The sequence below is a fragment of the Streptomyces solicavernae genome (assembly GCF_029968095.1).
GTDB lineage: Bacteria > Actinomycetota > Actinomycetes > Streptomycetales > Streptomycetaceae > Streptomyces > Streptomyces solicavernae.
In genome coordinates, this window is sequence record NZ_JASCIR010000019.1 from 93,953 (window position 1) to 105,564 (window position 11,612).

Annotated in this window: 7 protein-coding genes, 2 tRNA genes and 1 riboswitch; of the genes, 5 read left to right on the forward strand and 4 right to left on the reverse strand. The window is 67.3% G+C overall.

Going from position 1 to position 11,612, the window contains the following annotated elements; all coding sequences use genetic code 11:
* The first annotated feature begins 95 nt into the window (after positions 1 to 95).
* The 3 genes from QIS99_RS21485 (at position 96) to QIS99_RS21500 (ending at position 6,675) form a co-directional block, all read left to right on the forward strand.
* Positions 96 to 168 (forward strand) — tRNA-Lys (locus tag QIS99_RS21485).
* Between the two features lie 1,120 nt (positions 169 to 1,288).
* Positions 1,289 to 5,986: an RHS repeat-associated core domain-containing protein gene (locus tag QIS99_RS21495; protein ID WP_282515192.1), complete on the forward strand. Its 4,698-nt coding sequence runs from the start codon at positions 1,289 to 1,291 to the stop codon at positions 5,984 to 5,986.
* Between the two features lie 89 nt (positions 5,987 to 6,075).
* Positions 6,076 to 6,675, forward strand: a complete 600-nt coding sequence (locus QIS99_RS21500; RefSeq protein ID WP_282515193.1) for an Lsr2 family DNA-binding protein — start codon at positions 6,076 to 6,078, stop codon at positions 6,673 to 6,675.
* Positions 6,676 to 6,797: 122 nt separating this feature from the next.
* Here the strand turns inward: QIS99_RS21500 and QIS99_RS32370 are convergent, their stop codons facing one another.
* The 4 genes from QIS99_RS32370 to QIS99_RS21515 form a co-directional block, all read right to left on the reverse strand.
* Entirely contained in the window at positions 6,798 to 7,328 is a 531-nt protein-coding gene (locus tag QIS99_RS32370) for a tyrosine-type recombinase/integrase (protein ID WP_408909597.1), read from the reverse strand.
* A 97-nt stretch (positions 7,329 to 7,425) separates the two neighbouring features.
* Entirely contained in the window at positions 7,426 to 8,229 is an 804-nt protein-coding gene (locus QIS99_RS21505; protein WP_282515194.1) for a hypothetical protein, read from the reverse strand.
* A gap of 213 nt (positions 8,230 to 8,442) precedes the next feature.
* On the reverse strand, positions 8,443 to 8,574 hold the full coding sequence (locus QIS99_RS21510; RefSeq protein WP_282515195.1) for a hypothetical protein: 132 nt from the start codon (positions 8,572 to 8,574) through the stop codon (positions 8,443 to 8,445).
* Between the two features lie 41 nt (positions 8,575 to 8,615).
* A tRNA-Met gene (locus tag QIS99_RS21515) sits at positions 8,616 to 8,689 on the reverse strand.
* A 169-nt stretch (positions 8,690 to 8,858) separates the two neighbouring features.
* Between QIS99_RS21515 and QIS99_RS21520 the strand changes: the two genes are divergently transcribed.
* Complete coding sequence (locus QIS99_RS21520; RefSeq protein ID WP_282515196.1) at positions 8,859 to 10,103, forward strand: PP2C family protein-serine/threonine phosphatase; 1,245 nt, start codon at positions 8,859 to 8,861, stop codon at positions 10,101 to 10,103.
* 225 nt (positions 10,104 to 10,328) lie between these two features.
* Positions 10,329 to 10,462, forward strand: a riboswitch (cyclic di-AMP (ydaO/yuaA leader).
* An 11-nt stretch (positions 10,463 to 10,473) separates the two neighbouring features.
* Positions 10,474 to 11,559, forward strand: coding sequence for a M23 family metallopeptidase (locus tag QIS99_RS21525; RefSeq protein ID WP_282515197.1), 1,086 nt, complete (start codon positions 10,474 to 10,476; stop codon positions 11,557 to 11,559).
* Positions 11,560 to 11,612 lie beyond the last annotated feature (53 nt).

The window sequence follows — 11,612 nt, forward strand, 5'->3', positions numbered from 1 at the left end:
GCGGGCCCGCTTTCGTGCCGCCTCGCGCACCGCCATACCGATACCCGATCGGCTCTGTCCGCTCCTGCGGCTATGCTCGGGGGGTGCGTTGACGCGGGCCGTTAGCTCAATTGGCAGAGCAGTGGACTTTTAATCCATTGGTTGTGGGTTCGAGTCCCACACGGCCTACGACGCGAGGGTCTACGGGGAACCCCGTCTGACCTGCTGAGAAGCGCCCGGTTCCACTTCGGTGGGGCGGGGCGCTTCTTCGTTTCGCGGCGCTGGCGCGGGTGATGCGTGAGCGATGCGTGAGCGGACGGAACGTCAGCGGAGAGCGCCCGGTGTCTCAGTTGCGCCCTTGTGAAGCGAATTTGGCGGCCATACCGTCCCCGACCACGTTGAAGAAGATCCTCCCCTACTGGGGCCTGATCGCATCAGTCATCGCGATAGCCGGGTGGCTGACCTCCGACATCGGTCCCGGGGGAACAGCGGCACTCTTCGAACTCAGCTTCCTGTGGTTCCTCTTCCAGGCGCCGAACCCATGCGGCGCCCCCGTTCGCAATGCCGGCAGGGCGTGCGGGACCGGAGCACGCAGAACGCATCCTCAACGACCCTGCCTGGGACGCACTCGCCACCGTCCTCGCCTAAACGGAGGCAGCTGGACACAACACAGCAGCCGTCCTCGACCAGGCACTCGGCCAACGCACCCTCGACGATGCCCGCAGCCCCGCACGCGCCCTGATCTGGCGTGTCCGCCGGCTCAGCGAGCGCCACGTCCCCAGCCCCCAAGCCCAGGCAGCACGTGTCCGCAGCGCCACCCAACGCGGGGGCTCCTCACCTGCGGCGACTGCTCCGCTTCAGCAGCGGTCCCCAGCGCGACGGCGTTGATCGCATCCGCGCGGAAACGATCAGTGAATGTCGCGCGCCGCTCGGCAGACCTCCGCTGCGCTCGGTCGATCGGCCGGGTCCCGGCTCATCATGTGCTCGATCAGATGAGGCTGTCCCTTGGCGGTCGCTGGACTGCAGTCCGATGCGCCATGGTCGCGTCAGTCCCGCGACGGGCCATATACGAGCACGGCAGCTCCAGGCTCGAATCTCACTGCCTCGCCCCGGTCATAGAGCCGCATCCATCCTGGGCAGGCTTGCCGCGACGCCCCAAGGGTCGGCAGGTTCACGCCATATCTGCAGGAGCGGGGCCTGGCCCCTGAGGCGCAGTCAGTCCCGTCGGTTACGGTGCAGATTCGCACAAGTGTTGTTGGGTACGCAGGCGCGAAGCTGTAACTGGCGTACGGGGGAAGGGGATACGGGGATGGGCTACGTCCTGCCCGGCTGGGTGGACACGCTTCTCGACTTCGTCGGGATCAACTGGCCGAACGTGGATGAGGACGACTACCGCGAGATGGCCGACGCGATGCGTGAGCTCGCGGATGCCTTCGACGACCACGCGGGTGAGGCGCACGGTGCGGTGAGTCGTCTGCTGTCGTCCAGCGAGGGCTGGGCGGTGGATGCCATGCAGGAGCACTGGGGCAAGGTGAAGTCCTCGCATCTGGAGCAACTGCCTGAAGTTGCCCGGATGTTCGCGGACGCGATGGATGTCGTCGCGGACCTGATCTATGGCATGAAGGTCAAGGCCGAGCTCGAACTTGCTGCCATGGCGGCGTCCGCGGGTCTTGCGATCAGCCTGATCGTCGCTACCGGTGGCTTGTCCGCGTTTCTGGGTGCTGCGCAGATCACGGCGATGCGTGAGGCGATACGGCGGATCGTCAAGGAGGCTGCGGAGCAGATCGTCGAGCAGGTCATCGCGATGGTGACCGAGCCGGTCGCCGCGAAGCTGGAGGACATGGTCGCTGACGCGGTCCTGGAGCTGACCACCGAGGCTTTCAGCCCCGGCACCGGCGACGGCGGTGACGGCAAGGGCGCATCGGGGATGAACCTCAACTCCGCCAACGGCCCCGCCGGAGGGGGCCCTGGCGGCGGGGGCGGTGCAGGCCGGATGCGCATCGACCACGTCGAATACGAGAAGGCTGCCGGCGACCTGGGCCGCATCAGTGAGACCTCGCTGACCCGCCTCAACGGTTCCCTGGACCGTGCTGACGGTGCCAACAGCCGCACCAAGGGCAAGGACGCCTTCACCCAAGGCATCGACCCCTTGGTCGACGGTGGCGTGAAGGGCATGAGGAAGACTCTGGTCGCGGTCATCCGGCACAACAGCGAACTCATGCCGAAGAACATGCGCGACACCTCCCAGAGGCACAAGGAGAACGAGAAGGCCAACGACGACGCCCTCCGCAAGATCATGGGCGACCAAGACGGTAAGGGCGGGCCGAACTCGCCGTCGACCCGTGGGAATGACGGAGCGGCTGGAACCAAGCCAGACCTGCTGAACAAGGCTCTGAACGATCCGCGCAGGCACGGCATCCCGCTCAACATGCGTAAATGCAAGAACGACCCGGTCGACGTGGCCACCGGGCAGATGGTGCTTCCCCACACCGATCTCAGCCTGCCCGGAGTCCTGCCGCTGCTCCTCAAGCGCACCCATCTCTCGGATTACACCTTCGGCACGTGGTTCGGCCGATCCTGGGCCTCGACGCTGGACGAGCGGGTTGAGGTCGACATCCGCAACAAGGCCGTATGGGCCCGCGAGGACGGCTCCCTCCTGGTTTACGACCAGCTTCCGACCCTTCAACAGCCTGAGGTCCTGCCGCTCGAAGGCCCTCGCATACCGCTGCGCCGGATCAGTCCACACGGAGCGCAGGAAATCGAGTTGGCGGTCACGGAGCCGCAGTCTGGCCTGACCCGCTACTTCTCGCGGCCATCTGCCGACGGGTGGAAACTGTGGCTCACTGCGATTGAGGACCGCAACGGAAACCAGATCGACTTCCACCGCGATGCATCCGGCATGCCGCTCTCAATCACCCACAGCGGCGGCTACGACATCTCCATAGCGGGCGATAGGCATCTCGGTCGCATCCGAGAGGTGGCACTGCGTACGCCAGAAGAGGACCAGGACGCGGTGCGTGTGATGGCCTACTCCTACGACGCAGGAGGAAACCTCTCCGGGGTGACTAACTCCTCCGGAGAGGCCCTGACGTTCGCCTACGACGCAGAGGGACAGCTTGTCTCCTGGACTGACCGTAACGACTCCACCTTCCGTTACGTATATGACAGTTCGGGCCGGACAGTTCAGACCATTGGACCCGATGGTTACCTGTCATCGACATTCGCCTACGACACAGAGCGTCGGGTCACCCGCTACACCGACTCCACTGGTGCCACCACCACCTATCACTTGGACCAGCGGCTACAAACGGTCGCCGAGACCGATCCGGTCGGGCACACCACCCACTTCGCGTACGACGACCGAGGGCGGCTCCTTGAACAGACGGACGCGTTGGGCAACGTCACCCGCTTCGAGCGCGATGAACACGGCAATCTGACTGGCCTGATCGCCGTCGACGGTGTGCGCACCACCGCGGAGTTCAACGACTTCAATCTGCCTGTGGTCATCACCGAACGGGATGGCCTTCAGCTCCGCTTCGATTACGACGACAGAGGAAACCAGACCTCCACCACCGGTCCCGACGGCACACGCACGCAGTACGAGTTCGACGAGTACGGTCACGTGACCGCCATCATCAACGCTGCTGGTGCCGTGACACACATCCGGAACAATGGCGCTGGGCTGCCTCTGCAGATCACGGCACCCGACGGAGCCTGCACCACCTTCACTCGCGACGCTTTCGGGCGCATGGCTGTGGCCACCGACGCCCTGGGCGAAACGGTTCGCCAGAGCTGGACCGTTGAAGGCAAGCCCGCCTGGCGTGAACTTCCCGACGGTACCCGCGAGGAATGGACGTGGGACGGCGAAGGCAACCTGCTCAGTCACACGGACCGCACCGGGCTCACGAGCATGCACACCGCCACCCACTTCGACCGGCGCGCCGCCACCCACACCAGCGACGGCGGTGAATACCGCTTCACACACGACACCGAACTGCGCCTGACCAAGGTCACCAACGCTCAGGGACTGGAGTGGCAGTACCACTACGACGCGGCCGGCCGCTTGATATCCGAGACGGACTTCGACGGGCGCACCTTGGCCTACAAACACGATGCGCTCGGACGCTTGACCCGCCGCACCAACGCTGCCGGGCAGACTTTGACATACGAACGCGACGTCCTGGGCCGGGTTGTGCGCCTGCGTCACGACGACGGCGCTGCCTCCACGTTCACCTACGATGCCGCTGGCCGCGCCGTCCATATCGCCAACGCTCACGCCCGCATCGACCTGGAACGTGACCGGATGGGGCGCGTCGTCGCCGAGAGCGTCAACGGCCGCACTCTGACCCGCGCCTACGACGCGCTGGGGCGCCGTACATACCGCCGTACCCCCTCGGGTGCGACCAGCACGCTCACCTACGACGAGGTCGGTCTGAGTGCCTACGCAGTCGGCGAGCACACCTTCCACTTCGAATTCGACGCGCTGGGCCGCGAAACCAGCCGTAGCCTCGATGACAGCCTCGCCCTGCACCAAGGCTGGGATCCCGTCGGCCGACTCGTCCACCAGTCTGTCGCCAGTCCGAGCGAGACCCTGCTGGAGCGCTCGTTCTCCTACCACCCTGATGGCACGCCGCACACCGTAGACGACAGCCGCGCTGGCCGGAGTACCTACACCGTCGACGAAGGGAGCCGGATCACTGCTGTCACCGCGAACAACTGGAACGAGCGCTACGCCTACAGCGCCGGCGGCGATCAGACTCACACCACCCTTCCCCTTGGGGCTCCTGGCCAGGACACCGCCGGAGAGCGCAACTACATCGGTAGCCGCATCACACGGGCAGGCCGCACGGGTTACCAGTACGACGCGCAGGGCCGCCTCATCGAGCGCCGCACCACGACACTCAGTGGCAAGACACTCATATGGACCTTCATGTGGGACGCCGAAGACCGCCTCACCTATGTCCACACTCCCGGCGACGGGCACTGGCGCTACCTATACGACGCCCTCGGCCGTCGGATCGCCAAGCAGCGCCTGGATTCAGACGGCATCGTCCAGGAATCCACCACGTACTGCTGGGACGGCGGACAACTGGCTGAGCAGCAGAGCAACGGCGTCAGCCTTGTATGGGACTACATGGGCCTACAGCCCCTGGCCCAGCGTGAGACCAAGACCGACGCAGCTCAGGAAGAGATCGACCGGCGGTTTTTCGCCATCGTCAGCGATCTCTCCGGAGCCCCCAGCAACCTCATCAGCCCAGACGGCACAACTGCCTGGCGCGGTCGCAACACCGTCTGGGGCGCGATGCAGTCACACCGTGATTCGACCGCATACACCCCGCTGCGTTACCCGGGACAGTACTTCGATCCCGAAACCGGCCTCCACTACAACTTCAACCGTTACTACGACCCTGACCTCGGCCGCTATACCTCGCCCGACCCCTTGGGGCTGGCCCCCGCCGTCAACCATTACTCCTACGTCCCCAACCCATTCACCCTGGCCGACCCGCTCGGGCTCGCGGGCTGCGAGGACGACCCCACCTGGGGTGGCCGTGTCGTCTTCGTCCGGGACGAGCACGGCCGACCGTACGAAATGCATGCCACCATCACCCGCGACATGCTCGACGAGGGCACCGACGCGGACAAGAATCTGCGGCCACCCGGCTTCGTCCACGGCACCGACCACAATCAGGCACGCGGACACCTGTTGGCTAACAGGCTGGGAGGCTCGGGCGACACGCTCGACAACTTGGTAACCCTTACGCAGAACCCCACGAACAGCCCAGTAATGCGAGGCTATGAGGATGAAATATACAAGGCTGTGGCTGACCCAAAGGGGGAAATTGTTCAATACAGCGTCTATCTAGAATATGCCGACGACCGGAAGGACTCGGTCCCCTCCTGGGTCCAAATGGAAGCGGTCGGCAATAAAGGATTCGAACTCGAAAAGCATTTCCCTAACCTTGATCACGCTGCACAACAGGAACGACGCCGCCTAGGAATCTCGTGACTGTCTTTGACGCTCTGGCCCGACTCTGCCCTCCGCCAACCATTGCGCCTCGATCGGTCGACTGGCCGACAGTCGAGGCGCAACTTGGCATGCAGCTTCCCGATGACTACAAGGAACTCGCAAGCGCCTACGGACCGGGACGCTTCGCCGACTACCTCCAGCTGTACCACCCCCACGGCAACACCCAGTACGTCGACCTCGCCGGCCCGATGCCCGCTAGGATCCGTTCCCAGTTGCAGAGCGACTACGACCAGGGCACCTACCCTGTTCCGTATGACCCTCGGCACCTGTTCACCATGGGTGTTACTGACAACGGTGAATACCTCTTCTGGATCACCGAACCGCAAGATGCCCCCGACAACTGGCGCATCGCGGTCAACGAAGCCCGTGGTCCCCGATGGTTCACCTACGACGGAACCGTCACCGGGTTCCTCGTGTCCGTACTGAGTGGCGAGACTGCGGTACCCCAGTTCCCTCGTGGACTCCTTGAACCGGCGCCGCGTTTCGTGCCGTCCCCGCCTAGTGCGGGGAACTCACCTCCGCTGCCGCCTCCTGCCCGAACGTCTGTCGATACCAACGAGATCCGGGAGTGGGGCCGTGCGAACGGCTACGAGGTCCCGCAGCGCGGACGCATCCCTGCCGCCGTTCTCAGGGCGTGGGAGCAGGCTCACCGAGGTGACGAGTCGTAGAGATTTGGCAGAGCAGGCGTAGCCAGATCTGCGCCGCGTACACGCCAGACGCCTGGTCGGGCGGGCTCTCTGCGTGAGCGATGCGTGAGCGGACGTGCCACCAGAGCGCGTCACCGTCCGGATCACGGGGCATGCGGCACCCTCTCTGACCTGGTGCTCCCGGACAGCGAAAGACAGCCCGGAACCCCCGGACGACCCCCTCCACGACTTTTTAAGATCCATTGGTTGTGGGTTCGAGTCCCACACGGCCTACCGACCCCTTCGGGGGCGGAACCCCCGCTGACCTGGTCAGACGGGGGTTCTGTGTTTTCCGGACTCGCCACGGTCGGCGCCGAGTTAACCTCGCGGGGAACGGATTGGGAACCTTGGTCTTCGATCTCGCTCTCGTTGGGCGCGGGCTGCGCCTGCCCGTTGCGCCGCCGGGGCACGAGCGACGAGGCCCTGTCTGCGGCGTCCCGGCCGACCCCGCCCAGCAGATGTGAGTACGTGTCGGATGTGATCGCGATTCCGGAGTGGCCGAGCCGCTTGGACACGGTGGCCATTTCGACACCGGCCGCGAGCATGAGTGATGCCTGGCCGTGGCGCAGGTCGTGCAGCCGTACCCGCCGCAGTCTCTGTCGGTCCGACAGCAGTAACGGATTCCGTACAGCCATTGCCGCACGCCTCGCCGACCAGCAGGCGGGCGCGCTCCCCGCAGCAGAGCGCCAAGACCCGAGCAGCCCACGGCCCCGCCCACCGGCGGGGCCGTGGTCATGCTGTGGCGAAGGCTCGATATGCGGCCCAATCGCGAGCGGCAGCGATCAGCGGCGCACGGTGCGGCAGCGGGTCCACCTTCGCTCGGCTTTCCCACACGGCGCACACCGTGTCGGCGAACGTGGTCAGGGCCGCGGGCGTCGCGGCTCGGTAGGCAGGAACCCGGCGGGCGATCTCTTCGGCCTGCTCCAGGGTGTGACCGGCAGCGACGAGCCGTACGACCGCGAAAGCCGTGTCGGTCCAATCCGGGGCGGGACAGGCAAGCGCCCAATCCAACAGGCGAATTCCGTCAGTGGCGGCGATCATGTTCAGGGACGACACGTCCGTATGCGCAAGAGCCGCGCCTTCGAGGTGGTGCGTGTGGCCGTCTGGGAAGAACCCGGCCCACCGCACGTGCAGCGGCTTCTTACGGACATCTCCGGGCCACGGGGCAGCCGACATCGCGGTGAGCGTGTCGACGAGCGAGGCGAGATCGGCTGATCCGGGGGCGAGGCCGGGGTGCCGGGCGCTGAGGAACTCGTATCCGACGAGCAGCCACCCGCCCGCCTCTACCTGCCAGAGCACGCGGGGAGCACGTGGCGCACACCGCGTGACCCGCGCTTCGTAGTCGTACATCCATGCCTCCGCGTCGTTGAGGCGCGTTCCCTTGAGGAACACGCGCCCTGAGTGCGAGTGCAGGGTGCAGGCGAGCCGGGACATGACGCCCTTGTCTGCGGTATCCGCGTGATCCACTGGCCCGGTGTGCTTCTCGACGGACTCTCGGGCTGCGGGCGGGAGTTCGGTCCATGCGGTGCGATCCACCCGCGATCTCTCCTCGTGCAGAACGGAAGCCGGCCCCCGGCTCGGCCACAGAGTGGCATAAGGCGGGGACCCGCCGCAGGTTCGGCCGCGCCCTTGTGCAGGGAGCGATGTCCGACACACTTCATGCGCGACGCTTGGGCCCGTCATACGCACAGAGACCAACACGGGGTGGGGGAGCACGTGGCCGCTGACCTGCGCGAACGGGAGAGTTGATCACCCGGCATCACCGGGCGGCAGGTCCAACCGCTCGGCGCTTGCCTCCACGATGACGGCGGCGGCACCGTAGGCGATGAGCAGCACGTGGGGCGCCCGTACGCAGACCCGTAACGCGCAGCGCACATGCATCAGGCCCGGCACATCGGAATGTGCCGGGCCTGATGTTTCAGTAGCGGGGACAGGATTTGAACCTGCGACCTCTGGGTTATGAGCCCAGCGAGCTACCGAGCTGCTCCACCCCGCGTCGGTGAACACAAGTGTACGCCATCCCGGTGACCTCTCGTGCCACCCGGTTTCCGTCGGCCCGGTAACTCGTACGGTCGACAAGGAGTCGCCCGCCGGGGCCGGGGCGGAAACCCTGGACGGGAAGCGGCAGTGTCCGCCGACACTGCGGACGGGGCAGGAGACGACCGGTGGGGCAGCGAGGAGTGCGAGGAGCCCGAGGGGCACGCGGGGCGCGCGGGGCGCGGCGGGGCGGTCGCCGCAAGCCTCCCCTCGAAGGGCCGGGGCCGGGGCCGGGGCCGGATCGGCCGGTCACGCACGCGCACGCCCACGCGTTCGTCCGCAGCCTGCCGACGCTGCTCATCCTGATCGGTCTTGTCTCCGCCCTGCTCACGCCGCCGAGGTTCACCGCCGCCCCGCTGTTCTCGGCGGCGCCGCTGGTGGCCGCGCCGTTCTTCGGGCTGCTCGGCACGGTGCTCACGGGGCTCGCCGCGTCCGCCTCCGTGGTGATGATGCAGCTGTACTACGGGACGATGGGCCGGCCGCAGGAGCTGACCGAACTGATCAACGTGATCACGGTGTCCGCGCTCGCCGTGCTCATCAACGTCGTCGTACGCCAGCGCGGCGAGAAACTCGCCTCCGCGCGTGAGATCGCCGAGGCCGCCCAGCGCGCCGTGCTGCCCGAACCGGCCTCGCGGATCGGCGGGCTGCAGGTGGCGGCGCGGTACGAGGCGGCGCAGGCGGACGCGTTCATCGGCGGCGACCTGTACGCGGTGCAGGACACTCCGCACGGCGTACGGCTGATCGTGGGCGACGTGCGCGGCAAGGGGCTCGGGGCGGTGGAGGCCGTGGCGGTGGTGATCGGCGCGTTCCGCGAGGCGGCCGAGCACGAGACGACCCTGGAGGCGGTCGCGCAGCGCCTGGAGCGGGCACTCGCGCGTGAGGGCACCCGGCGCACGGGGCTCGACGCCTTCGAGGGGTTCACGACGGCGGTTCTGGCCGAGATGCCGCACGGGGGCGAGGTCGTACGGTTCATCAACCGGGGCCATCCGGAGCCGCTGCTGCTGTCCGTCGGCGGGCGGCTGAGCATGCTCGCCGCGGAGGAGCCCGCGCTGCCGCTCGGCATGGGCGACCTGGGGATGTGGCCGGACCGCGCGGGCGAGTGCCTGTTTCCGGGCGGTGCGACGCTGCTGTTCTACACCGACGGGCTCTCCGAGGCGCGGGACGAGGCGGGGGAGTTCTACGATCCCGCGGCCCGGCTCAGCGGCCGGGTGTTCGCGGCGCCGGACGCGCTGCTCGCCACGGTGGCCGAGGAGGTGCGGGCGCACACCGGCGGCGCCATGACGGACGACATGGCGCTGCTCGCCGTACGGCGGCCCGCCGCGGGGGAGCCGGAGGAGGGGAGAAGATCCTCACCCTGCCCTCACCCTCCGTGAGTGAAGCACCGCCCTCCGCATAACAAATGACGCAACGTCAGAAAACGAAGGGCCGTGAGAGGTGTACGACGAGGAGTCAACTCGCCCGGTTCCGCCCCCTCGTGTCCGGAAAAGCCTTGGCCATGGTCATGAACGATCCGTCGGAACGGCTTGGAATCCGGTGCCGCCGTCTATTAACGTTCGATAACGCAGCGCGGTCGTCCCAGCCGTCACAAGAGTCGGCTCCGTGCTCACACGCTTAATCCCGCAAGGGAGCCGGGGAACCACCAAATTGGGGTGAATCGGACGTTCTTCGTCCGTAGGAAACCTTCCTGTTCCGAACCCGTCAGCTAACCCGGTAGGCGAGAAGGAAGGAAAGGAGTGCGCCCCAGTGGCGACCCCGACTAGCCGAGGCGCGACCGGCCATGAGCCCGCGTACTTCCCGGACGGCGACCAGGCGTTCGGGCACGACGACGGGCCCTGGGAAGAGTGGAATCCCACCGAGGAGTCCGTTCGTCCCGTCCGCGGCCGGCACCGTGTCGGCAAGCAGCGCGGCGGATTCGCGCGCAGCTCCACCGTGCTCGGCGTCGGCGTCATCGCCGCGGTCGGCGCCGGTGGCATCGCGACCGCCAAGGACCGTCCGCCGGTACCGATATCGCTGCCCGACCTCTCCGGCGTCACCGATTCCCTGCCGGACGCCGAGTCCCTGCCCGGCATCGGCTCGCTGATCTCCGACGACTCCGGCTCGGACGATTCCGGGGACGACTTCTCCGGCGTCACCCAGGCCACCGCCGCGGGCGGCGCGCCCGTCGCCCAGCTCGACGGCGAGCAGCAGGCCGCCTCCGCCGGAGCCGGTGAGGCGCTGCGCTCGCGCATCATGCAGCAGGCCGCGTCCAAGCAGGACGAGGCCGCGGCCGCCGAGCAGGCCGCCGCCGCCGACGCCGCCGCGAAGGCCGCCGCCGAAGAGGCCGAGAGGCAGCAGACCGAGGCCGAGCGGCAGGCCGCCGAGGCCAAGCGCAAGGCCGAGGAGGAGGCGAAGCGGAAGGCCGAGGCCGAGCGCCTCGCCAAGCTCGCCCGCAGCTTCGTCAACCCGCTGGCCTCGTACACGATCAGCACCACGTACGGGCAGGCCGGTTCGATGTGGGCCTCCGGCTACCACACGGGCCTGGACTTCGCCGCGCCCACCGGCACGCCGATCAAGTCGATCCACTCCGGCACCGTCAAGGAGGCCGGCTGGTCCGGCAGTTACGGCTACCGCACGGTCATCGAGCTGGAGGACGGCACGGAGCTCGCGTACAACCACCAGTCGTCGATGAGCGTCAGCGTCGGCCAGAAGGTCACCACCGGCGACGTCATCGGACGGGTCGGCTCCACCGGAAACTCCACCGGTCCGCACCTGCACTTCGAGGTGAAGACGCCGGGCGGCGACCTGATGGACCCGGCGGCGTGGCTGCGCGACAAGGGCGTCAGCCTCTGAGCCACCCCACCCCACCCCACTCCACAGCCGTCGCCGCACGGGTTCTTCCGGGT

Coding starts and splice junctions, on each gene's coding strand:
- QIS99_RS21510 (WP_282515195.1), bottom strand. CDS start 8,574: ATGCATGTGCGCTGCGCGTTACGGGTCTGCGTACGGGCGCCCCACGTG.
- QIS99_RS21500 (WP_282515193.1), top strand. CDS start 6,076: ATGCAGCTTCCCGATGACTACAAGGAACTCGCAAGCGCCTACGGACCG.
- QIS99_RS32370 (WP_408909597.1), bottom strand. CDS start 7,328: ATGGCTGTACGGAATCCGTTACTGCTGTCGGACCGACAGAGACTGCGG.
- QIS99_RS21495 (WP_282515192.1), top strand. CDS start 1,289: ATGGGCTACGTCCTGCCCGGCTGGGTGGACACGCTTCTCGACTTCGTC.